Below are 25,979 nucleotides of genomic sequence, written 5' to 3'. Positions count from 1 at the left end.
TATGAATCAATCACCAGAATTTATACATAGTGAGCTACCAGCCATTAAGTTGTTTCAACAATTGGGCTATCAATACTTTGATGCTAGTTTGCATGATGAGCGAGCAGTCATTACAGAGGTGCTGTTAAAAGACAGGTTACTTGCTTCTATAAAGAAAATAAACCCATGGATTAACGAGAATAATCTTAATAAGGCGTACACAGTTTTAACATCGGTTACTGGTGCGTCCTTAATGGAGATTAATCAAAAAATATGGGAGTTAATACGAGGTGGCACATATACCGTAAAACAAGTTATTGATGGTACAGAGATTTTTAAATCAGTTCACTTTATAGATTATATCAAGCCTGAGAATAATGATTTCTTAGTGGTTAATCAAATGAAATATCATGGTAGATATCAAAACTCTATTCCAGATCTGGTAGTCTACATTAATGGTTTGCCTATAAGTGTAATTGAATGTAAATCTCCAACAGCTCAAAATGCATGGGATAAAGCTTATGGTGATTTAGATTATTATCAAAAGAATTCAGAAAAGCTATTTCATTATAATCAAATATGTGCTGGTATTTGGGATGTTGGTGGTAAGTATGGAGCAATCAATGCTCCACAACAATTTTATTCCGTATTTAAAACTAGTAAAGAAGATACAGAGATAATAAATCAAGCTAAAAAAGACCAAGACAAACTCATTATAGCCTTATTTAAAAAAGAACGTGTTTTAGATATTATTCGTCACTTTGTTTTATTTGAATTAGAAGAAGGCGTAACTATTAAAAAGCTTCCAAGATATCAACAGTTAAGAGCTACAAATAAAACTATTGCACGTTTACAAGCTGGCGAAGGTGGTGTTGTTTGGCATACACAAGGTTCTGGAAAGTCTTTAACTATGGCATATGTTACTAGAAAGTTACAAGCTTCAGAATATGGATTTGATAATCCAACGGTTATGATAATGACCGATAGAAAAGATTTAGACAGGCAGATAACCACAACGCTTCAAAACGTAGGGTTTAAAAATGTAAATCAAGCATCGTCTGTGGTGCATTTAGATAAATTGCTCCGTAATGATTATGGAGGTATTATTACAACTACGCTACAAAAATTTCAAGAAACCGATAAGGATGCTACAGCTTCAGCTGACCAAACAGAACTGGAAGAGCGTGGTAATTTGATGATTGAAAAACATCTAAAAGAAAAAACATTAGTAAAAATTACCAAAGAGCTTCAAAAAGGTAAATGGGTTGAAATTGAACGTCAAGAAATAGAACTGGAAGAGCTTTCTAAAAAAGAGAACCTTTACATATTAGTAGATGAAGCACACCGAAGTCATTATGGTTTTTTAGCTTCATTCATGCGTACTGTATTACCCAATGCTAAGTTTGTAGCCTTTACAGGTACACCAATATCTAAAGAAGATAAATCTACACTTGGAGAATTTTATGGAGGTGATTATATAGATGTTTATACGATTACGGAAGCTGTAGCCGATGGAGCAACCGTTGAGTTATTGTATGATGAAGGCATCGCTAAACTAGATGTTAAAAAAGAAGAATTAGACAAAGAGTTTGAAGAGAAGTTTGGACACTTTTCAGAAGAAAAAAAGGATAAGTTAAAAAAGGAAGCATTACGAAAATACCAACTTTCTAAAAGTAGGATTAATGATATTTCAAAACACCTTATAGACCATTATCGAGATAAGATATTTCCAGATGGACATAAAGCGATGTTGGTTTGTAGTGGAAGACCTCAAGCATTAAGATATCAGCAAGCACTTCAAGAACTAAGCGACCAAGGTTATCATAATTTTGAATCTAAAGTGGTTATGAGTATAGGTTCTCCTAAGTCTGATATCATAGCAAAAGCGTATTATGAAACTTTAGAATGGAACAAGAACAACCCTACAGATAAAAAACCAATTTATGTAGTTCCTCCAGAAGACATCAAAAATGTTACCGATGATTTTAAATTGCCTTTTGGAAATGAAAATGAAACAGAAAAATCTGGGAAGAAAAAGTATGATAATACGGCTATCATTATTGTGTCAGATATGTTACTTACTGGTTGGGATGCTCCAATTGCATCCTGTTTGTATTTAGATAAACCATTAAAGGAACACAATCTCTTACAAGCTATAGCAAGAGTTAATCGTTCCAGAAAAGGTAAGAGTGCTGGTTTTATTGTGGATTACAATGGGATAACAGCGTATCTAATTCAAGCATTAGACATATTTTCTGGTGATATAAGACCAGATGATATTTTAAAGAATATAAATGAAGAATTGCCTAAGCTAGAAATGAACCACACTAAACTGGTTAATTTCTTTAAGCCTATGAAAATTGATAGGAATTATAATAGAGCTGATTATATTGATTCGGCAGTTCGATTTATTGAGCCTATTAATAAAAGAGATGATTTTAAAGTTTTACTGAAGGACTTTAATAAGTCAGTTAACATCGTGCTACCTAATACAAAAGCAATGAAGTATCAGGGAGATTTTAAACTTTTTAACGAGATTAAATTACGAGCCAGAAATGCTTTTCCAGATGATGACGAGCTAAAAATCAGTAAAGACGAAAGTAAAATGCTTCAAGGGTTAATTGATGAGCATTTAAAATCTGAAGGAGTTGAGAATCTTTTAGAAGAGCCCATCTCTATTATTGATAAAGAGAAGTTTAAGGAAGAAATAATGAACGCCTCTCCTGCAACCAAGGAATTGAAGATGCGAAATAATTTAAAGCATACCATAAAAGTTGGAATAGATAAAAATCCAGACTTCTATAAACCATTAGCGCAACGTTTAGATGAGCTACTGAAACTAAAAAAAGACGAACGCATTACTCAACTGGAGCTACTTAAAGCTTATGCTGATATTCAAGACGAAATTATAGACCAACAAAAAGAAGGTGAAGAAAAGGGGTTTAAAACAGAGCGTGAGAGAGCTGTTTACGACTCAATGAAGGTATTGTTTAACGAAGACGCTGAAGATGCCACAAAGACGATATTTGACCTCATAAAAGGAGAGTTAGACATTGTGGGCTGGCAAGCTAAAGGTCAGGTAAAAAAAGATATAGAAAACAAAATTAGAAGATATTTAACCACTGCAAAAATAGAACGAAGCGAAGCGAAAGCTAAAGCTAAAGATATGGTTGATGTATTAATAAAGAATAAGGATGCCTAACGTAAAGTACGGACATAAAACAATAGAGTATAAGGTTCTTGAAAAAAGTTCTCTTAAGTCACATTACATTAGTGTTGAGAAAGGAGAAGGTGTTATTTTGAAAGGTAAACCAATATCCAATGACCATGCTAAGAAGCTGATTCTTAAAAAAGCCAAATGGATTATAGATAAGTTAGATTTGGTAAGCTCGATTGGAGATGATGATATCGTTACAGGATCGAGGAAACAATACTTAGGACGAAAGTATTATGTTGAGATTTTTGAGACTAATGACAATAATAAAATCGTAATCAATTTTACAGAATCTAAGTTTATAGTCTCATTGCCAAAATTATTGAATAATCAAGAAGATTTAAAACAAGCGTTTGAAACCTTTTATAGGCAAAAAGCTAAAGAGAAGATTACACCAAGAATAAGAAAGTGGTCTAAAGTAACAGGTTTAGATTTTACAGACCTTAAAATTAGAAAATTAGACAAACGATGGGGTAGTTGCACGGCATCAAATACTATAATTATTAATTTAGAAGCTATTAAACTTCCATTTAGTTTAATAGACTATTTAATAGTGCATGAGCTGGTGCATACAAAAGTTAAAAACCACTCAAAAGAATTTTGGTCAGAATTATCAAAGCATATTCCAAATTGGAAGGAATTAGATGCGGAAATGTATGGAATGCGGTTGTAGTGAACTTTGAATGTTTTATTTTAAGTAATTTTCCTTAACTCTGTACCTGTTTTGTGTCTTAAAGTCTACAATAACTTATAAACACTGGATAATAGCTTTCTGTATCGGAAAGTAACTATATAAATCGTTAGCAAACATTAAAAACTTAACGACTTATGTTTCTGTTTTTGATAGATCATTATTGTCTGTAACAGAATATGAAAGCGAATCAAAAAAAATAATAGTTTATCCTAATCCAACTAATGATTACGTTTATATTTCTGGAATAAAAGATACAAAAGAGTATACCATTTTTATTAAGAGTGGTTCAGAATTTCATCAAGTACTTATTCAAGATATTAAATACATAGAAAGTGATGGCAATTATGTAACGTTACATACTATTAAGCGTTCTATTTTAGCACGTTATAAATTATCATAAATCAAAGATTTATTGCCTCAGCAGTTATTTGTAAGAATTCATCGTTCCTATATTATTGCAATAAAACATATTGAAACGTTCAAGAAATACTGTGTGGTTATCGATGGGAATGAGATTCCCATAAGCAGTAATTAAAGGGAAGGATTTTTAACGATTATTGACAATTTAAGCAAAAGTTAAAAATATGAACTATAGGTTTAAAAGTTTGTTCACTTGGTTTTTATAGGTTTGTCCAATAGGAATTTTTTGATTCTTTATAAGAATACGATTTCCTTCAATGAATTTTATTTTATCTAAGAGCACAATAAATGATTTATGAACTCTTAAAAAACTTCCTTCGGGTAAAATTGAATCGTATTGAGATATTTTTTCGTGACTTACAATCATTTCATCGTTAAAAAAAAGCTTAGTATAGTTCCCATAAGCTTCGATATAGAGTAACTCATTCAAATCAATTTGATGATGCTTTTTATCTCCTTTAACAAAGAATCTAGTAGAAGAATTTTCATTACTAACATCTTTGATAATCGTTTTAGTTTCTTGAATTTCAGAAACTTTATTAACAGCCTTGACTAAACGATCAAAGCTAAAGGGTTTTAACAGGTAATCGATGACATTTAATTCATAACCTTCTAAGGCATGTTCCTTATAAGCTGTAGTAATGATTGTTTTTGGAGGATTAGTTAGTGTCTTTAAAAAATCTAAACCTTTTAATTTAGGCATATTAATATCTAAAAACATGAAATCCACACTATTTTTATTTAAAAATTGCACTGCTTCCATGGCATTGTAACAGTTTTTTTTTAATTGTAAATGCGGTAACATGCTACAAAATTCCTCGATAATTTCATGAGCTAAGGGTTCATCATCAATAATGATATAGTTAAGCATGTTTAGAAATTTTTAAAATTGTTTTATACAAGTTGGTTGTTGTTATAATACTCAAATTATGCTTTTCTTTATACAATAAAGATAGTCTTCTTTTTAAGTTTTTTAAACCAATTCCATTTGTTTTATCACTTTCTTTATCGTCAAAATTATTTTCAATTTCAAAATAGATAATATCTTCATCATCATATAAGTTAATATGAATGAATGCATTTTCCGACAATGTTTCAACACCATGTTTAAAAGCATTTTCTAAAAGGATAATGTACAATAATGGGGCAATAGCGATATGCGTATTTACAGATGCATAGTCAAAGGTAATCTCAACAGATTTTTTGTAACGTATTTTGTGTAATTCTATATAGTTGTTCAAATATCCTATTTCATCAGCGAGTTTTACTGTTTCCTTTTCTCCTTCGTAAATGGTGTAACGCATCATGTCTGATAGTTTCAGAATAACATCTGGCGCTCGATCAGAGTTCTTAACTGTTAATGCGTAAAGATTATTTAGCGTATTAAAGAAAAAGTGAGGATTTATTTGTGATCGCAATAATGATAATTCAGTTTTTGCTTTTTCAGCCTTTAGATTTTGTAACCATTTCCATTGCTCAAAAACCCAAATAAGAAACAAAATTGGAATAGGCAAAAAGAACATATAGAAAGGGATATCTTCTTTAATTTTTAAATAGGCTTCTAAGTCACCTGTAAACAATCTTAAATAGAGAAAGTAGAGTATTAATGGAACATAAATGAATGTAATAAGTTTCCAATATTTTATTATAAAAGTTGACATTAACAAATAGGCCAAGCCAAACCAAAATCCCATTAAAAGAATAAATGTAATTGGATTATCTGGCAAATCCATATAAGAATCTACAAGCAACGTTACAAAAAAGAGTGAGAATAGAGTAAGTATTTTAATTACAGTTATCCTGTTTTTTTTAAAATGATAAAATGGTAAAGCCACTATAAATCCCCAAAAAATGGCATAAAAAGCAATCTCTAATGATCTTTCTTTAGGAAGTAGGATTAATCCTAAATAATCTAACACATAGAATATTGGAATCATAATTATGGATCCAATTAAAAAGGCTTTGTATTTCTTTAATAGCTTAATCATAACTCAAAAGTAAGTATGATAAGTTATCTAGACAAGTAAGTTTATAGACACTATGATTTTTATGACCAACATGTTCATTTTCAGGACGAACACTATTGATGCCGTTTTTTTATGTGTATGACTTAAAAAAAATAGCATATATCATATTAATTATATAGCTCATTCCGTCTACTTTATGTTTGTCTTAAATTAATATAAAACATCAATTATGAGAACATTAAACAACAATCAAATTACGAGCAAAGTAAGTGCAACCAATAGCTATATATGGAATTCTAAAAGACGTTTTAGATAAAAAAATCATTGCTAAATACATCAATCAAAAACGAGCAACCATGAATACATTACAAATCAAGAATTTAAGTAAAACCTATCCAAATGGTGTTAAGGCGCTAAACGGAATTAATTTAGAAATCACTAACGGTATGTTTGGCTTGTTAGGAGCCAATGGTGCAGGAAAATCATCTTTAATGAGAACCATTGCATCTTTACAAGAACCTACTTTTGGTAGTATTTCATTCAATACTATTGATGTTGTTCAAAAACCTGAAGAGATAAGAAAGCACTTAGGATACTTACCTCAAGAGTTTGGAGTATATCCAAAAATTTCTGCTGAAAAATTATTAAATCACTTAGCTATTCTTAAAGGGATATTAAATAAAAAGGAACGCAAAGAACAGGTTACAGCATTATTGCAGCAAGTCAATCTATATCAACACAGAAAAAAATCTGTTTACACTTTTTCTGGAGGCATGCGCCAGCGATTTGGGATTGCACAAGCATTGTTAGCAAATCCACAAATAATCATTGTAGATGAACCAACAGCAGGTTTAGATCCAGAAGAGAGCAACCGGTTTTTAAACTTACTGAGTGAAATAGGGGAGAACGTCATTGTCATCTTATCAACTCACATTGTAGAAGATGTTAGAAACTTATGCCCAAAAATGGCAATACTTTCTAATGGTGAAATAATTTCTGAGGGTAATCCAACAGAATTAGTTGCTAGTATAGAAGGAAAGGTTTGGGCAAAAATCATTCCTAAAAGAGACATTGATATTTATAAAAAAGCATTCGATGTTATCTCTACAAAGCTAGTGTCTGGAAAGACTCAAATTAGAGTATTGTCAGGCAAAAAACCAGAAGAAGGCTTCGGATTAATCACACCTAATTTAGAAGATTTTTATTTCACTACACTTTTCAACAATCAATCTAAAGCGTCCTAAATTATGTTTAAACAATTATTTAATTTTGAAATTTTTTATCAGTTAAAACAACGTGCATTTCCAATATTTGCTATCTTATTTTTAGCATTAGGTGTATTTGTTGGTAGACAAGGATTTGCACCAAAAGGGGTGAATTTCAACTCTGTTTATCAAGTATATTTTCATACCAGTCTTTTTACTTTAGGTAGTGTTTTTATCATCATGTTTTTCGCTATTAGTGCAATTCTTAGAGATAAGCAGCACAATATGGAGAGTCTAGTTTACAGTTCTTCAATTAAAAAAGCACAGTATTTCTGGAGTCGATTTTTAGGTACTTTTACTTTTAGTGTATTAGCGTTTTCACCTTTCATTATTGGCTATATTATTGGGAATTATTTTTCCGATTTAGATCCAGAACGCATTAGTGACTTTCAATTGCTAACCTATTTGCAACCTTGGTTATACATTGTTTTACCTAACGTCTTTTTTTGCTCTGCAATAATATTCTCTGTAAGTACACTTACAAAAAACAATACAGCAACTTATGTAAGTGCTGTATTTGTTTACATGCTATATTTTGTAAGCTCACTCTTTTTAAATTCACCTATGTTAGCACAAGCCGTTCCGGCATCACCAGAAAGCATGGCTATTGCTGCTATTGCAGATCCATTTGGAATTGCTGCATTTTTTGAGCAAACACAATTCTGGACTCCTTTTCAAAAGAATACACAATTACTATCTTTTTCAGGATTATTCTTACTTAACCGGCTGGTTTGGATATTCGTTTCAATTGGTATTTTATTTGGAACTTACCGAATATTCTCTTTTAGAAAAATCACTAAAAAAGTAAAGAAAGATAAAAAAATAAAAAATGCAAGTAAAGAATTAATAGCCTATAAACCAATACAGAACACACATGGATTTAAAGCTCAACATAAAGCATTTTTTTCTTTATTAAAACTAGAATTAAAAAGTGTTTTTAAAAGCTTACCATTTATTGCAGTCTTAATTATGTGGTTGTTTATTGTGTTTTCAGAATTATATTCTATAGTAATAAGCGGAAGTGAATATGGAGTTAGTATATATCCATTTACAAACCAACTGATAGATTTAATAGTAAATCCATTAACTATATTCAGTTTAATCTTAATCATTTTTTATAGTTCCGAAATTGTATGGAAAGAACGTAGTTTGCACTTTAATTTAATTATTGATGCTGTGCCAACAAAGAATAGCGTATTCTTTTTGTCTAAATTTTTCGCCATACTATTACTACCAGTTATTTTAATAACTACAGGGATTTTAATGTGCATCGCTTTTCAAGTAGCGTTAGGATATTCTAACTTCGAATTTAGTCTTTATGCATCTCTATATTATCATTACGGATTACAATTAGGTATTTATGCAATGATTGCCTTATTTATTAGCAGTCTAGCAAAAACCAAATATATGGGAATGGGAATCTTCGGATTCATTGTATTGTTATGCACAAAATCTAGTGTCATAGGTTTAGAACACCCTTTGACTAGTATTGGATTTATGCCGAGAATTTCTTACACAAATATCAATGGTTTTTATGGTGGTTCAAGTTTGTTTAATCATTTAGCAATGTATTGGCTGGCTTTTGGTTTATTATTATCTGTATTATCATTTAAAATTTGGAATAGAGGAGTGATTGCTAGCTTTTCAGTGAAATTAAATCAACTCTTTTATAATTGGACATCTATTCAAAAATTAACAACATCGCTCTTAATTGTTCTATTTATAGGTTTTGGAAGCTTGATATTTTACAATGTAAATATTGTTTCAGATTATGAAACTGTGAGCAATAAATTAGATTTTAGTGAAGGCTATGAACGAAAATACAAGGCATATGAGGATATTGAAAGATTAATTCCGACTTCAAAAAAGACAAAAGTTGATATCTTTCCAAAAGAGAGAGTTATAAGAGTGTCAGCTGATTATATGATTAAAAATAAAAGCGAGCAACCTATGTCGATTCTTTTCATCACTGAAAGAATTCCGTTAGATTCAATTACTATAGAAAACGCACAGTTGGTATCGCATGATACTTACTATGGAACGTATGTATTCAAATATGATACACCTTTACAGCCAAGCGATTCTGTGAAGTATACTTATACATTAAAAAAAGAAGTAAAAGGCTATGAAGAAGACCATTCAAATGAAATCAACGGGACTTATTTAAATCGATTTGCCAATTTTGAACCTATTTTGGGCTATACAACATCATTCGAGATTAAAAATAATATCGAACGTAAAAAAAGAAATTTACCAGTACGTGTTGAAGAAGATAATTCGGACGCACATATTGTTTTAGAAGATATCAAATATGAAAAAGTAAGATTCGAAACCATTATCTCTACATCTAATGATCAAACCGCCATAAGTTCTGGACGTTTAGTAAAAAAATGGATCGATAATAACAGAAACTATTTTCATTATAAATCGAGTGAAAAGATTTTACCAGAAGTCGGATATATTTCTGCTAAATACAGTACTAAAAAGATAGATTATAACGGTATTTCAATTGAGCAATATTATGATGAAAATCATGACTTTAATATTCAAGACATTGAAAACAGCGTAAAAGAGACATTAGACTATTGTCAAGAAAATTTTGGAGACTATGCTTTTGACCATGTAAGAATTGCAGAAGTTCCTTCCTATTGGCCCTTTGCAGGATTTGCGCATCCAGGAGTAATTAGTATGGTAGAAGACAGATTATATTTGTCTGATGTTAGTGATGATGAGACATTTAATGTCGTTGCAAAAAGAACAATTCATGAAGTTTCACATCAGTATTGGGGACACACACTTTCTGCAAAACCAGTACCAGGAGGATCATTATTTACTGAAGGATTTGCTAAATATACAGAAGCTATTGTATTAGAAAAAATGTATGGAAAAAGTGCATTATATACCTTAACTGAAAATGCAAGGAGCAGATATTTCACTGGAAGAGCTTTTGAAGGAGACATTGAACCACCAGTTTATAAAATAGACGGACAAAGTTATATTTCTTACGGAAAAGCATTGACAGTAATGCTAGGTTTACGAGATTTAATTGGCGAAAAGCAAGTTAATAACGTATTAAAAATAATGACAGATAGATATCGTTCAACAAACAAGTTTGAAGCGACCACTCTCGAATTGTTAGATGAAATTTTTAAAGTAACACCAATAGAGCTTAAATCTTTAGTAAATGATTGGTTTAAAAAAGTTATTACTTATGATTTAAAAGTAGACGACGCATCTTATATTGAATTATCTAATGGTACTTTTGAAATTTCAGCTATCATAAATGCCAAACGTTTTAAAACTTTAGATAACAGAGAAATAAAAAAAATCACAATAAATGAACCCATTAAAATTGGTGTGTTTTCAAAACATCCTTCAGAGGTTAGTAAGGAGGACAACTCAATTTTATATTACAAATCACATCAGATTACTAAAGAATTAACAGAGCTTAAAATTATAGTAAAAGAGAAACCTGTTTATCTTTCTATTGATCCTTTTGGAACACGATTAGATGAAAATTTAATAGACAACACCTTAAGAGTAAAATATTAAATTCTTAAAAGGGAATAAATTTTTTTGATTTTGAGAATGCCATTTAATAAAACAAATGTATACAATAGTAGGTGGGAAGCATTATGTGTGTAGAATGATTGTATAGAAATATTTTTGAGAATTCATATAGACATTTATTTTATACATTTGTTTGAGTTAAAAGACGAAATTGACCAACCAAAAAACAATAGCAGTATTACCCTTTGTCAATATAAGCAATACTATTGATAATGAATATTTCTGCGATGGTATTACCGAAGAAATTATTAATGCACTGGCAAAAATTAAGGATTTGTTAGTAACGTCTAGAACTTCTTCTTTTTATTTTAAAAATAAAAAAGTTACCTCTCATGCAATAAGAGAAAAATTAAATGTTGCAACCTTTATTGAAGGAAGTGTTAGAGTCTCTCGCAATAAAATGAGAATCACGGTTCAGATGATTGATGCCGAAAATGATTTTCACTTTTGGTCCGAAACTTTTGACAGACAAGTGGGTGATATTTTTGCTGTACAAGATGAAATTAGTCTTTTTATAGCTGAAAGACTAAGAGAATATATTGGTCATATTGAAATTGAAGATAAGCTCGTTGAGCCACTAGATGTTCCCGTAGCTATTTACAGAGAATACCTTAAGGGTCGGTATTTTTTAATGAAATTAGGTTATGATAATACGTGTAAGGCAATTGAAATATTTGAAGACATTATTAAAAAAGCACCAAATTTCCCAAATTCTTATCTTGATATTAATCAAGGCTATACGTATATGGGAACCATGGGGCTTTTACCTGCATTTGAAGCATACAAAAAGGCCCAGCCTTATTTACAGAAAGCCTTAGAACTTGATCCCTATTCATCAAGGTCTCAATTGAATTTGTCTTGGATAGAATGTTGGCAAAATTGGAATCTGAAGAAGGCTTATGAACATGCTAATAATGCTTTAGAGATGCAACCAACAGATGATATTTACTTAACCATTTCCAACTTTTTAACAGTAGAAGGAAAATTAGATGCAGCACGTAATTACCTTGATAAAGCGTTACAGTTAGACCCTTATGCGGCCATAAACCATCATTATAAGGGGTTTTTGTATTACTTGAAAGAAGAATATGACTCTGCAATACCTTATCTGAAAAAAGCATTGGATTTAGATCCTATGCTACCCTTTCCACCAATTTATTTAGGAATTAGTTTATTAATGCTAGGTAAATCAAATGAAGCTTTGGCATATTTTGGTTCACTGAAAGGTATTTCTGTGATAGACCTTACCAAATTAGGAGGTGAAACCATGTGTTATGCAAAGCTCAATGAAACGGAAAAGTGCAATGATGGATTAAAAGAATTAGAGACTTATTTAACAACAGCACTTGTAGATAAGGCACTTACTTTTTTGATACTAGTAAATGCCTTGCTAGGTAATAATGAAAAGGTAGTTGATTTAATAGAACAAGCATACAATAGCCGTTTGCCTTTAATTTTAATATTAAATCCATCACCAATTCTTAAGCCAATAAAAAATCACAAAAGGTTTAAAGAAATAATGCTTAGAGCAATTCCAGATAACAACAATTATAAGTTTTCAAAAAAGTATAAGCAATCACTGCTAAGTGATGTTGAAATTAATAGATATTCAACTGATCTCGAACAAATAATGATGGATTATAAACTGTATTTAAACCCAGACCTGTCATTAAAGGATCTAGCATCTTATCTCGAACTTCCAGCAAATTATGTATCTCAATTGTTAAATCAAGGTTTTCAAAAAAACTTCGCCGAATATATTAATATTTATAGAGTTGAAGAATTTAAAGACCGCATAATTCTAGAGGAAAATAGCGAGTTAACCATAATGGCTGTTGCCTACGATAGTGGTTTTAATTCTAAAACAGTCTTCAATACGTTTTTTAAAAAGATTGAAGGAATCACACCCAACACTTATCTTAAAAATAGTAAAGCCAATTAGTTCTGATTCTCAATACCGAACTTTTTATTAAGCCAGCTAAATTAGTTTTGTTTGGTAGCATTAAATATAAATCTTGAAATAATTAGAAAGAATGAAAAACGTAACCAACATAGGATTTGGAAACACCACCAATGATAGCTTCATTTTTATAGGTATTATTAATGTTTCCTTTAGCATATTTTCTAAACAAACTCGGTAAGCTTATTATACCATTTAGCCATCTCTGTATTTTGCCTTTTATAGTAGGATTAATGGATTATGTAAAAAAAACACTGTAATAGGCTATATAGTAGTGACTTAACCGGAATTATCAAAAGTGTTGTAACAATAACTGGCAGTTTCAGTCTACTTAAGAGCATGAGTACAATCGCATACTTTTTAATTTTTGCTATTATGCTTATTATTTTAGTAATTAAATTTTTTGGAAAAAGAAAACTTACGGTATAGCAAATATTTTGCTTGACTCATTGCTTATATTCAGTATAGAAAATGTTGAAAATTACTAATTACAATATATGTGATTAAAATATCACTTTAAAAAATAATTATATGTCAAAAGCGAAATCTAAAAACAAAGAAACTTGGAAAACAATCTTTTTTTTCTTAGCTATAGTAACCGTATTAAGTTCATTATTTCATTATGCAATAGTTACTTTATATCCGTCACGTATATACATTGGTGCCCTTATGTGGTGTCCAGCTGTAGCTGCAATACTCACAATTAAACTGAACGGAGGTTCTATTTCTTCATTACATTGGAACTGGGGAAATTGGAAGTATATTAGATGGTCTTATTTCACTCCTACCTTATATGCACTAATCACTTATATACTTATCTGGTTTTTTGGATTTGGAGGTTTGGTTAATAAAGAAATGGTTCTAGATTGGGCTAAAGAACTTGGACTCGTTGGAATAGGAACATTAAATGTAACGGTTGCAGTAATTGTGGCGGTAATTCTGTTAGGAACTATAGAAGTGATACGAGCAATGGCAACTACATTAGGAGAAGAAATAGGGTGGCGAGGTTTTTTTATTTATGAATTAAGAAAGGTACTTTCCTTTACTGGTGTCTCTTTTTTTAGTGGTATTATTTGGGCATCTTGGCACTGGCCATTAATTGTGTATTATGGAGAAAATATCATCTTGGAATTGGTAATGTTTTTTGTTGTTATTATTTCGATGTCATTTATGATGACCTATTACACATTTAAATCTAAAAGTGTATGGCCAGCAGTGCTCTTTCACGCAGTAAGCAATGTATATATTCAAAAAGTATTTCCGCCATTAACAACAAAAATGGAAGGTTCTGAACATTGGCTTGGCGAAAACGGAATTATGTTTGCAATCGTGACTCTTGCCTTTGGAATTTACTATTGGAGAAAAGCAATAAAAGAAAAGATATAACATCACTTATTTTTTATGAATAGGTTCTAATTTCAAAACACGAACCTTTAAGCTTGAAATATGCTACAACTTTGCTACAAATTATGAAATCAGCAATCAACAATCCATAATACATCATCAATCAAAAAACGAACAATTTTATGTTATTTAAATCACAAGAAGGAAAAATAGCGATACTTAAGCTTTACAATCAAAAGCTACAAAATCTTTGTATCGAATATTCCGAAAAATTAGTAGAAACCCAATTTGGTACAACAAATGTCATCATAACTGGAGATTCTGAATTGCCACCTTTAGTACTTATACATGGTACAGGAGGTTGTGCACCTTTAATGTTAGAATCCTTTTCAGAACTATCCAATCATTATTGTGTTTATGCAGTAGACGTGTTGGCTCAACCTAATAAAAGTGACGAAAATAGGTTAGATATGAAAACGTTAGATTATGGACAATGGCTATTAGAAGTCATCATAAAATTAAGATTAAAAGAGGTAACCTTAGTTGGATTTTCATTTGGTGGTTTAATCAGTTTAAAGGCGCTTGAATTTAGTGAAATTCCTATAAAAGAAGTCTACTTAATAGCACCTGTTTATATTGTAAACGGAAACCCATTGCTTGGTTTATTTAAGATGCTTATGCCTTTAAAAAAATTCATAAAAACCAATAATCAACGATATATTAAAAAAGTGATGAATGTACTTTTTTCAGAATACGATGATTTTGCATTAACATTTATGTCATCTACTTTTCAGTATTGTAATATGGATTTCTCGCCATTACCTGTAATATCAAAAAGAAATGCTGAAAATATAGTAACTCCAATTACAATTTTCGCTGGAGAAAACGATATTATGTTTCCTGGTAAAAAAATGTTAAAAAGAGCAAAAAGAATTTTTCCTTCTTTGAAAGAGGTAGTATTAATAGAAGGTTCCAAACACGTGCCAAATTCTAAAGACTTTAGAGCAATAGAACATAGCATTAAATAGAATAATATCAACACAATCAACTTTTAATGTCTTTAAGATTATTGAATCTTAATAATTCCGATTGCTAATTTGATTATTTTTTGATATTTCTTATGCCAAATTTGTCCTTTTTATTCAGAATTCTTATAACTGTTTTCTGTATATACAAGAAAATATTTACTCTTTTTATATGTCTTTTCTTACATTACAATTTGTAATAGACTATTTTCTAAATCATTATGTTTTGTTTTTAAAATTGTTAACAAGTATATTGATAACTATTTTAGTGTATCTAATTGTAATAGAGTGAATTATTATTTTTACAAATTATTTTAAAGATTGGTTTTTACTGATTTTTTTAGTAAATTATACCTATTGATTTTCACTTTTTGGAGTGATGATTTTAATAAAAATGCTATTAATTCAATAAAATATATTAGAGGGAAATAATATATTTTTAATGAGTAAAACAAATAAGGGATTAGTTGAAGAATTACAACAACTAAATGGATTTACAGATAGTTTTATAGAATCATTAAAAGATGGTTTTATTCTTATAGACACAAAAGGAAGTATAATTATAACGAATGCGGTTTTTTGTGATATAATTGGGTATGCTAAAGATGAAATATTAGGGTTACATGCTCCATTTCCATTTTGGCCTAAAGAGTTTCATAATGATTATACAAATCGTTTTGATGAAATGCTGAAGGATAACTTGAAGTGTGAATTTGAAGCTATTTATGTACAAAAAAATAAGGATAGAATTCCTGTTTTACTATTTGTAGCAACAGTTAAAAACAAAAATAATAATGCCATTGCATATTTGGTTTTAGTTCAAGATTTAACTAATAAAAAGCACACTTTAGATAATAAATCATTCCCTAATAAAGAATTATATTCTGTATTAAATTACAGAAAAGGATATCTCGATTTAATAGTTAATAAACATCTTACTTCTCAATTAGATAATGCTTTAGACTATATGTCTGATGGTTTAGTATCTTTTGACACCAAGTGGTGTTATACTTATGTAAATAAAAGGGCAGGAGAGCTCATAGGAAGAGATCCAAGCAGTTTAATAGGCAAACATGTTTGGACAGAATTTCCTGAAGCAGTAGGCCATTCATCTTACAACGCTTTTCATAAGGCAGTTGAAACCCAAGAAACTCAAATTTTTGACGATTTTTATGCGCCTTTTAATATATGGTTCGAAAACAGAGTTTATCCGTTCCCAAAGGGTTTGACCTTATATTTTACAGATATAACAAAGCGCAAAAAAATTGAAAACCTTTTAATAGAGAGTGAAAAAAACTTAGATAATATTATTAATAATATTGCCGATCCAGTATTTGTAAAAGATGATAAAAGCCGTTTAATCTTTGTAAATGATGCTTTTTGTGAAGTTTTTAATCATTCAAAAAAGGATATTATTGGTAAAACCTTAGAAGATGATGTTGCTCCAGAAGAACGAACTAATTTTTTTAAGATTGATAAGGAGGTTTTAAAGACTGGTATTGAGAGTATAAATATTGAAAACTTAACATTAAACGGAAGTGAGACAAAAATCATTTCTACCAAAAAAAATAGATTTATAGATGCCAATGGGAATAAGTTTATTGTTGGAATTATAAGAGATATTACTCAACTTAAAAAGATTGAAAGAGAGTTAAAATCGGCTAATGATTATTCGGAGAATTTAATAAATTCTATGCATGATGGTTTGGTTGTTTATGATACAGATACTGTAATTATAAGTGTTAATAATTCGTTTTGTATCATGTCTGGGTTTTCTGCAAATGAATTAATTGGTCAACACTATCCTTATTCTTTTTGTCCTCCTGAAATAATAGCCGAATCAAGCATACGTCATAAAAAAGCAGCCAAAGGGTTTAAATTAGAAAATTTTGAAAGCGTTTACATGCGAAAGGATGGAAAGCGCTTTAACGTTAATGTTATGGTCTCGTATATTGACGATTCTGAAGGCAATATGCTAGCTTATTTTGGAACTGTTCAAGACATTACTAATCGAAAACAGTTTGAAATTCAGCTTTTGGAAAGTGAGTATAATTTAAGACAGTCTCAAATTGTTGGGAATATTGGTTCGTATACAGTAGAATTTGATACCATGACTTGGGAAGCTTCTGACGTATTGAATAAAATTTTTGGTATTAATAAATCCTATAAAAAAACTGTAGAAAGTTGGAATAATCTTATTCATGTTGACGAAAAAGAAGACATGCTAACTTACTTGAAAACGTGTATTCAAAATAAATTACGATTTGACAAAGAGTACAGAATCTTAAAACATGATACTAAAAAAGAAATTTGGGTGCATGGAATAGGTGAATTTATTTTTGATGAAGATGCAAATCCAATAAAAATGATTGGTACTATTCAAGATATAACCGAACGAAAACAAACAGAAATAGAACTGCAAAAAAATGAAAAGTCATTATTAGAAGCTCAAAAAATCGCTAAGACTGGTAATTATAACCTCAATTTAAAAACTGGAATTGCTGAAACTTCAATTGCTTTTAATGAAATTGCAGAACTTGATCTAAATAGTGAAGTCACACTTGATCTTTGGACTACGTCAATAACACACACTGAAGATGCTCCAATACTCTTAAAAATGCTTGATAAATGCGTAGAAACAAGTGAAAAGTTTGATTTAGAATTTAGAATATTGACCAAAAAGAATAAGAACTTAAAATGGATTCATGGACTAGGCGAAGTTTTATATAAAGATGGCCAAGCTTCAAACTTTTTTGGTACGATACAAGATATTACGCATCGTAAAAAGGCAGAGTTAAAATTAAGATCGTCAAAAGAGTTTACAGATAATTTAGTAATGTCGATGCAAGAAGGATTGATTATTGTTAACCTAGTTGGTGAAATCATTATGGTTAATGAGTCAGCTTGTCATATTTTAGGATATTCTAGAGAAGAATTATTGGATATGAAAAGACCGTTTCCTTTTGAAAACAAAAAGGATGTAAAAACAATTGAAAAAAAGCTTAAGTCTCCCCAAAAAGGAAGACAACAATCTATAAAATTTGAATTAATTAAAAAAAACGGTAAGGTCTTTACGGCATCATTCTTAACTGGTATTATAAATAATGATGCAGGAGAGTTGATAGCAACGTATGCGACTATGAAAGATATTTCTGAAGAAGAAAAAGCTAAAAGTGTTTTAGAGAATATTGCTCAGAAATCATTAGAGAGAAAACAGGTTATTATAGAATTGGCTAGTCTAGTAGGTACAGATTATAAAGTAGCGTTAAATAAAATTACAGCACTATCAGCAAAAACGTTAAATGTTGAAAGAGCAAGTGTTTTGAAATTTAACAAAGAAAAAACTGAAATGTGTTGTAAAAAACAATACAATCTAAAAAATGATGTTTACGAAAATGGACAAGTGTATTCAAAAAAAGGGAATGAAAAATTTTTTAATACATTAATTGAAAATAAGATAGTAGCTGCTTCCAATGCTCTAAGTCATGAGCTTTCAAAAGGGTTTATAGATGATTATCTTATACCATTAAATATAAAATCTAAATTAAGTATTCCAATTCAAGGAATCAATGAAGTTTATGGAATTCTATGTTTTGAACAAGTTCGTACTGTTCATGTTTGGACAACTGATGAGGAGGAATTTGCAACTTCAATTGCTAATTTAGTGTCTTTAATGATTCAAAGTAATGAAAGAGAATTAGCAGAAAAAGCTTCAATTTTAGCAAATCAACAGTTAACCTTAGCAAATGAAGAGCTAAATAAGTTACAATACCAATTAGAACAAGAAAACGTGTATCTACGTAACGAGTTAGATTTAGTATTTAACTATGAAGAAATGGTATATGGGAGTGTAGAGTTTAGTAATGTTTTAAATGAAGTAGAGAAAGTAGCACCAACAAATGCAACAGTTTTATTGACAGGTGAGTCTGGAACAGGAAAAGAATTACTTGCCAGAGCCATTCATAATATTAGTCATAGAAATAAAAAACCCTTAATAAAAGTTAATTGTTCTGCTATACCTAGAGAGCTTATTGAGAGTGAGTTGTTTGGTCACAAAAAAGGATCATTTACAGGTGCTTTTAGTGATAAAGTTGGAAAGTTTGAATTAGCAGATGGAGGCACCTTATTTTTAGATGAAATAGGTGAATTACCTTTAGATATGCAACCGAAAATTTTAAGATTTCTTCAAGAAGGAGAAATAGAAGTTGTTGGTGGTCTTGGCTCAAAAACTCTTGATGTAAGAGTAATTGCTGCTACTAACCGAAATCTTTTAGAAGAAATAAAAAAGAAGCAATTTAGAGAAGACTTGTATTTTAGACTCCATGTATTTCCAATAAATGTACCTGCATTGAGGGAACGAAAAGATGATATTCCTTTATTGGTAGAGCATTTCGTTGATAAGTTTAATAAAGCTTACGATAAGCATATTAAGTATATCTCTGATGATGCTATGAGTAAATTAAAAGCTTATAACTGGCCAGGAAATATTAGAGAATTAGAAAACCTTATAGAGCGTGCTTCAATATTATCTCATAGTGAAACTTTAGTTGTGCCTGGTTTTGAAACGGCTCATCAAAAAACCAAGCAACTTATTACAGGTAAAGACCTATCTCTAGACTCGGTATTACGAAATCATATATTAGAAGTTCTTGAAAATTGTCAATGGAAAATTAGTGGTAAGAAAAGTGCTTCTGAGTTACTAGGTTTAAAACCAAGCACATTACGTGATAAAATGAAAAAATTAGGAATTCATAAATCTAAAGTTATGTAACGGCATTCCGTGTATTGTGTATTTCAGCGATAAAAATACACGGTATATCGATATTTTATAAATAGGCTTAATTTTAAATTTAAAAACACAAAGTACTTAAAATCAGTATTTTGTGTTTTTTTTTTGGACTAAATCCATTTTTGGCACTTGTTTTGGCATCAGTTTTAAAAATGAAACTAGAACTAAATTAAATACTAATAGTTCGTTTTAAAATAAAAGATGTCAAGTGCATTTAATTAGGACTAATAAAATAAGCATGAATAACAGTGAAAATAGTATAATAATAGGATCTACAAAATTTTGGGTAGGAGCTAAAGGTATCCTTTACTGTAAGTTTAGTAATGATAACCCTAATTATAAATTAGATATAGAAAGAGCAAAATTATATGTGCAAGCAATAGTAAGATTATGTAATGGAAAATCAATGCCTTTTCTAATAGACTTAAGAGGAACACGTGGCACATTTTCTCCAGAAGCAATTACTGTTTTAGCTGAGTCTTCATATCTAAAAGTCTTAAGAATATCTGAAGCTTTTGTTTATAATTCAATAGGCATGAAACTATTAATTATTTCATATAAAAGAATATACAATCAAGTTACACCATACTTTATGTTTAGTGATGTCGCAATAGCAAAACAGTATTGTATAGAAACTAAAAATATGTTTTATGGAAGCAATTAATTATTACATATCATCAAACTTAGATAAAAACGCATTGTCTTTAATTAAAGATAATTCAATGTTTACTGTTACTGATTCATTAGGTAGGTTAGAATATGCGAGTGATAGTTATTGTGCAATTTTAGAGAGTAATAGTAATAGACTTATTGGTGAAACTCAAAAAATATTAAGATCTCATTTACATACAGATTCACTGTATAAAAATTTATGGAGAACTCTTAAAATGGGACAAAAGTGGAATGGTGTTTTATCTGAAACATTAACTAGTGGACAAATAATATATTTAGATACTAAACTAATTCCAGTAAATGATGAGATTGAAAATAATGTGAAATATTTTGGCCTCTATGATGATGTAACTAAAACCTATAAACAAAATAATTTACTATTAAAGGCGAGTTCAAAACACAAAGATTTTTTGAATATTATGCCATTTCATGTGTTTTTAATTACACGACATGGTAAAATTCTAAATGCAAATAAGAATTATGGCAATCTAGAAGTTTCAGAAATGATTGACACTTATATTTATGATCATATTAGTTTAGACTCTTTTGAAATTTTAAAACAAAATATTAATTATGTAAATACTGAAAAAACAGCTAATCAATTTGAAATCACTGAATTTGATTCAAAAGGAAAACAACATGATTATTCAGTATTAGTAGCTCCAGTTTTTAACAAACTAGGAGGTATGGTTTCTATAACAGTTACCATTCAAGAAAATCCTAAGACATATTCTATAAACGAAGACAGAGAAGTCGGTTCAAAATGTAGATTAATTTATCAATCTATTAATGTAGGCATTATAGTTGTCACAGATCATAAAGGAAATATTACAGAATGGAATAAAGGAGCTGAGCTTGCTTTTGGATATACCAAATTTGAAATCATAGGAAAACCACTTACCATTTTAATCTCAAAAAAGTATAGAAAAACAAGCATTAGAGAGTTATTAAATGTGACTCAAAAACTAGAAAACAATCAAGATGTTGATTTGATTGAAATGTATTGCCTAAGTAAGAATAAAGAAGAATTTCCGGTAGAATTTGCATTAAGTAGTTTGAATATTAGAGGACAAAAAATTTACTGTGCTATGATGTTGGATATTTCTAAACGGAAAGCATTAGAAAATAAATTACAACAAAAAACTAAAGATTTAGAGTTGTTTTTATATCGTTCTGCTCATGATTTAAAAGCTCCTTTTTCATCAGCTGAAGGCTTACTAAACTTATTAAAAGATGAAGCAGTAAGTGACAGGAATATATTATTAGAAATGCTTGATACTACTATAGCAAAAGGTAAACTTTTGTCTGAAAGTTTAACTCAAGCCTCTCTGATAACCTTAAATAGAAATGTATTTAGTGAGATTGATTTTCAAGATATTATTGAAAACATTATACAGATACTTTCATGTTCAAATAATTTAAAAAAAATTAAAGTAGAGACTCATCTAGATACACCTGCTACATTCAATTCGAGCCCAGAGTTATTGAGTTCTGTCTTTCATAATTTAATTCAAAACGCTATTAAATATTCTAAAGCACCTACAAAAGAGAGTATATCATGTATTAATATTTCAGTGAAAACTAATCAAGATAAAGTAGTAATTACAGTGATAGATAATGGAGTTGGTATAGCAAAGGATGATGTAAAAAAGATATTTGATTTATACTATAGAGCAAACAAACATGATGTGGCTGGAAATGGATTAGGCTTATATGTTGTTAAAAGTATAGTAGAAGATTTAGAAGGAGAAATACTTGTGAAAAGCACAATAAATAGAGGTACTTGCTTTGAAATTATATTACCTAACCCCAAATAACTACTTGCTTATGAAACTGAACATTATGCTAATTGACGACAATAAAATAGATCTATTTATCAGTAAAAAAATTATTGAGAAAGCCACAATTGATACTAATGTAAGAACATTTGTAAGAGGCAACACAGCTATTAATTTTTTAAAAATCTTTGAAAAGAAAAAAGAGCACCAAGACAAGTTTATACCAGATGTTATTTTATTAGATATAAACATGCCAGAAATGAATGGTTTTCAATTTTTAAATGAGTTTAATAAGCTAAAAAACATAAGAGAAAAGCCCATTAAAATATATATGCTGTCTTCATCAACTAACATACATGATGTTATTAAAGTTAAGAGTGAGAAACATTGTGTAGATTTTATATGCAAGCCTTTAACAACTCAGGATTTCAATACTATTTTATGTGAATTTTATCCCTATTTAAACAGTTATGATTATCAAATTAACCCTATAACTAATTATTTTAAAAAAGCCCTATAACTAATTATTTAAAAAATCCCCAAACAAATCTATTATTAACCTTAAATTTTTTATTTATGAAAATTAAATTTTACTTATGTAGCATTTTAACTATTTCAAGTTTTATTTGTTGTTACTCTCAAATTGTAAATGAGGGGCTTTTAAAAATTGAATCGTTTACAGATGTTTATTTTAAAAATGACTACACAAACGCAACTAACGGTATTCATACTACCAATGGCAACCTTTATTTAAACCATGATTTTATTAATAATGGTATAACAACATTGCCAACGTCTGGCACCACTTATTTTAAGAGCTCTAACAATACATTATTAAATATTTCTGGCTCTTCAAATTCAATCAATTTCTATAATTTAGAAATTAACGTTACAGCAACTAATACTAAAGGTGTTGCAGTAGCTGACAATTTCGAAATTATTATAGAGAAAGGATTAAACTTAATAAATGGAAATTTTCGTCTATTAGGAGAATCACAACTCATCCAATCTTCACCTGCAAATATGAATATAATTGATTCTGGTAGACTACTAGTTGATCAACAAGGCTATGCATCTGCTTTCAAATTTAATTATTGGTCATCTCCTGTAAGTGATGATGGTACGTTTTCTCTTTCAGAATCAAAATTTGATGGTTCAGACTCGAGTAATAACCCTTTTAAACCAAGGCCAATATTATTTAATTCTGGTTCACCATATAATGGATTACCTTCTGTATTAGATGAATTTGGCAATGTTGTTACAGCTTTAACCATTAATGAACAATGGGTATACAAATATTTACAAGGAACTGGCGCATACTCAGATTGGGTTGGTTTAGATCAATACAGTAGACTAAACCCAGGAGAAGGATATACCATGAAAGGGACTAATACTCTTTTTACAGAACAAAACTATGTGTATTCTGGAGCTCCAAATAATGCAAACTATTTTTTACCGATAAATATAGGAGAACAATCTTTAATAGGTAATCCTTACCCATCAGCTATAGATGCTAATAAATTTATAAATGATAATATATTGTTATTTGACGCTCTATATTTTTGGGTTGATGGAGGATCAACTTCACATGCGTTAACAGATTATTTAGGAGGATATGCCATACGCAATTTAACTGGTGGAATAACACCATCTATTGCTTCACCTCTAATTACTGGTATTGGAAGTTCTGGTAGTGTCACTGCACCATCGCAATACATATCTATTGGTCAAGGATTTTTTGTCGATTCGTACGGAAGTGGCAACATTGCCTTTACAAATTCTCAAAGAGTTTTTGTTACTGAAAGTTCATTACAATCTAGAGTAGCAAATCAGGTGGAATCAGAAACAGATATAGATGCAACTAATCAATATATAAGAATTGGTTTTGAAGATACTGAAGGTTTTCATAGACAGTTACTTTTAGGGTTTTTACCAAACACTTATGCAGATATAAACTACAATCCAGGTTATGACGCTCTATTAAATCAAAATAGAGATGATGATATGTTTTTTGTGATAGAGGATGATGCTGAAAAAAAGTATGCAATTCAAGGTTTAAACAATTTTAATGACACCATAGAAGTGCCATTAGGAATATTGATAACAAATGCTGAAAATCAACAAATTATGCTCGATGATGTTGAAAGCTTTGAACATACTGTGTATTTAAAAGATAATGTTTTAAATATCACACATAATTTAAGTGAATCTAACTATGATGTCAATTTGCCATCAGGAAATCATTTAGATCGATATTCAATTGTTTTTCAACCACAAGAGACTTTATCTATTACGGATGAAGCTGCCTCAAATATTGATGTTTTCTATAATGGTAATAAGCAAATCATAGTGAATAACCCTAAAAGAGCACAGATAAAGAATATCAAAATATTTAATGTTCTAGGACAAGAAGTTTTACAGTTACATACAAACTTAAATAACCAAAATAGAATAGTAATCCCATTTAATAATAGCAACGGTATTTACCTAGTGAAGGTTGAAACCAATAAAATGAAACTAACCAATAAAATCATAAATTACTAAATTATGAAAAATCTAAAACTACGATTAACACTATTAACTTTAACAGTTTTTGTTAGCTTTAATTATAATGCTATATCACAAGTAGGCATAGGTGTAGAACCAGAAGCGTCTGCAATGCTAGATGTGAGTTCTACAGAAAAAGGACTTTTAGCTCCACGAATGACCACTGCTCAAAAAACAGCGATTACGAATCCAGCTGATGGACTTTTGGTATTTGATACAAATGAAAAAGGGTTTTCCTTTTTTAATGGTATAAGTTGGAAGAGTATTAACACAAAAACACCAGAATTTTTACATGCAAAAATGAATGCAGATGAATCTGTTGTCACAGGGAATAATATTGATAACCTAACTATTACAGCTTCTTCTGGAGCTTTAGGTACTGCAGGGTTTTCTGCAGGAACTGGAGTTGTGACCTTAAGTGCTGGTGTTACATATAAGCTAACAGCAGCATTAAATGCCACTAATTCGTCTAACTTTTCTTATTTAGTTTATCAATGGTACGATGATACAAATTCAATAGAATTTGGAAATAAAGCTTTTATTTCTCCAACTAACCTTAATGTAAGCGGTTCTAGTCAACCTATTGCAGTGGCCTTTATAACACCATTAGTAACTACAGAAGTTTATCTGAAAATAATCTCCTTAACAGGAACAAGTGTTAATGTAGATTCGGACTATGGTTACATTACAGTGGAAGGTTTATAATAGAAGTCATTTTTGATTTCAAAGCTTGAAGATTAAATATCTTAAAAGAA

Annotated in this window: 17 protein-coding genes; 15 read left to right on the top strand and 2 right to left on the bottom strand. The window is 29.9% G+C overall.

Translation table 11 applies throughout. The annotated features are described in order from the left end of the window. Position 1 precedes the first annotated feature (1 nt). The 4 genes from MUN68_RS07920 (at position 2) to MUN68_RS17750 (ending at position 4,422) form a co-directional block, all read left to right on the top strand. On the top strand, positions 2-3,181 hold the full coding sequence (locus tag MUN68_RS07920) for a type I restriction endonuclease subunit R (protein ID WP_249994786.1): 3,180 nt from the start codon (positions 2-4) through the stop codon (positions 3,179-3,181). Beyond that, the gene (locus MUN68_RS07915) at positions 3,174-3,866 is read left to right on the top strand and encodes a M48 family metallopeptidase (RefSeq protein ID WP_249994785.1); all 693 of its coding nucleotides are present in this window, start codon (positions 3,174-3,176) and stop codon (positions 3,864-3,866) included. Before MUN68_RS07920 ends, MUN68_RS07915 begins: the two co-directional genes overlap by 8 nt. Before the next feature lie 181 nt (positions 3,867-4,047). After that, positions 4,048-4,287 carry a LytTR family transcriptional regulator DNA-binding domain-containing protein gene (locus tag MUN68_RS17755; protein WP_394357636.1) on the top strand — a complete coding sequence of 80 codons (240 nt, stop codon included), beginning with the start codon at positions 4,048-4,050 and terminating at the stop codon, positions 4,285-4,287. Between the two features lie 12 nt (positions 4,288-4,299). Further along, positions 4,300-4,422, top strand: coding sequence for a LytTR family transcriptional regulator DNA-binding domain-containing protein (locus MUN68_RS17750; RefSeq protein ID WP_394357635.1), 123 nt, complete (start codon positions 4,300-4,302; stop codon positions 4,420-4,422). Positions 4,423-4,476: 54 nt separating this feature from the next. Here MUN68_RS17750 and MUN68_RS07905 read toward each other — a convergent pair whose 3' ends face one another. Next, the gene (locus MUN68_RS07905) at positions 4,477-5,178 is read right to left on the bottom strand and encodes a LytR/AlgR family response regulator transcription factor (RefSeq protein WP_249994784.1); all 702 of its coding nucleotides are present in this window, start codon (positions 5,176-5,178) and stop codon (positions 4,477-4,479) included. Further along, complete coding sequence (locus tag MUN68_RS07900) at positions 5,171-6,295, bottom strand: sensor histidine kinase (RefSeq protein WP_249994783.1); 1,125 nt, start codon at positions 6,293-6,295, stop codon at positions 5,171-5,173. Before MUN68_RS07900 ends, MUN68_RS07905 begins: the two co-directional genes overlap by 8 nt. A gap of 335 nt (positions 6,296-6,630) precedes the next feature. On the opposite strand from MUN68_RS07900, the gene MUN68_RS07895 reads away from it, so the two are divergent. From MUN68_RS07895 to MUN68_RS07845, 11 genes are all read left to right on the top strand, one after another. After that, positions 6,631-7,518 (top strand): ABC transporter ATP-binding protein, encoded by an 888-nt coding sequence (locus tag MUN68_RS07895; protein ID WP_249994798.1) that lies wholly within the window; start codon positions 6,631-6,633, stop codon positions 7,516-7,518. A 3-nt stretch (positions 7,519-7,521) separates the two neighbouring features. Then, positions 7,522-11,091 (top strand): ABC transporter permease/M1 family aminopeptidase, encoded by a 3,570-nt coding sequence (locus tag MUN68_RS07890; protein ID WP_249994781.1) that lies wholly within the window; start codon positions 7,522-7,524, stop codon positions 11,089-11,091. Positions 11,092-11,260: 169 nt separating this feature from the next. Beyond that, positions 11,261-13,051, top strand: a complete 1,791-nt coding sequence (locus tag MUN68_RS07885; RefSeq protein ID WP_249994780.1) for a helix-turn-helix domain-containing protein — start codon at positions 11,261-11,263, stop codon at positions 13,049-13,051. Between the two features lie 549 nt (positions 13,052-13,600). After that, complete coding sequence (locus MUN68_RS07880) at positions 13,601-14,455, top strand: CPBP family intramembrane glutamic endopeptidase (protein ID WP_249994779.1); 855 nt, start codon at positions 13,601-13,603, stop codon at positions 14,453-14,455. A gap of 140 nt (positions 14,456-14,595) precedes the next feature. Continuing rightward, positions 14,596-15,441, top strand: coding sequence for an alpha/beta fold hydrolase (locus tag MUN68_RS07875; RefSeq protein WP_249994778.1), 846 nt, complete (start codon positions 14,596-14,598; stop codon positions 15,439-15,441). 439 nt (positions 15,442-15,880) lie between these two features. After that, positions 15,881-20,209: a PAS domain S-box protein gene (locus MUN68_RS07870; RefSeq protein WP_249994777.1), complete on the top strand. Its 4,329-nt coding sequence runs from the start codon at positions 15,881-15,883 to the stop codon at positions 20,207-20,209. Positions 20,210-20,465: 256 nt separating this feature from the next. Further along, positions 20,466-20,891 carry a DUF7793 family protein gene (locus MUN68_RS07865; RefSeq protein ID WP_249994775.1) on the top strand — a complete coding sequence of 142 codons (426 nt, stop codon included), beginning with the start codon at positions 20,466-20,468 and terminating at the stop codon, positions 20,889-20,891. Then, positions 20,878-22,716, top strand: a complete 1,839-nt coding sequence (locus tag MUN68_RS07860; RefSeq protein ID WP_249994774.1) for an ATP-binding protein — start codon at positions 20,878-20,880, stop codon at positions 22,714-22,716. The genes MUN68_RS07865 and MUN68_RS07860 overlap by 14 nt, the downstream gene beginning before the upstream one ends. Positions 22,717-22,726: 10 nt before the next feature. Then, complete coding sequence (locus tag MUN68_RS07855; protein WP_249994773.1) at positions 22,727-23,197, top strand: response regulator; 471 nt, start codon at positions 22,727-22,729, stop codon at positions 23,195-23,197. Positions 23,198-23,253: 56 nt separating this feature from the next. Further along, a complete protein-coding gene (locus MUN68_RS07850) occupies positions 23,254-25,221 on the top strand; it encodes a T9SS type A sorting domain-containing protein (RefSeq protein WP_249994772.1) in 1,968 nt (655 codons plus the stop codon). Between the two features lie 3 nt (positions 25,222-25,224). Then, positions 25,225-25,929, top strand: coding sequence for a hypothetical protein (locus MUN68_RS07845; RefSeq protein ID WP_249994771.1), 705 nt, complete (start codon positions 25,225-25,227; stop codon positions 25,927-25,929). The last annotated feature ends 50 nt before the right edge of the window (positions 25,930-25,979 follow it).

Source organism: Psychroserpens ponticola, from assembly GCF_023556315.2.
GTDB classification, from domain to species: domain Bacteria; phylum Bacteroidota; class Bacteroidia; order Flavobacteriales; family Flavobacteriaceae; genus Psychroserpens; species Psychroserpens ponticola.
The sequence above is the reverse complement of the archived record's forward strand: the minus strand, read 5'-3'. Positions and strand labels throughout refer to the sequence as shown.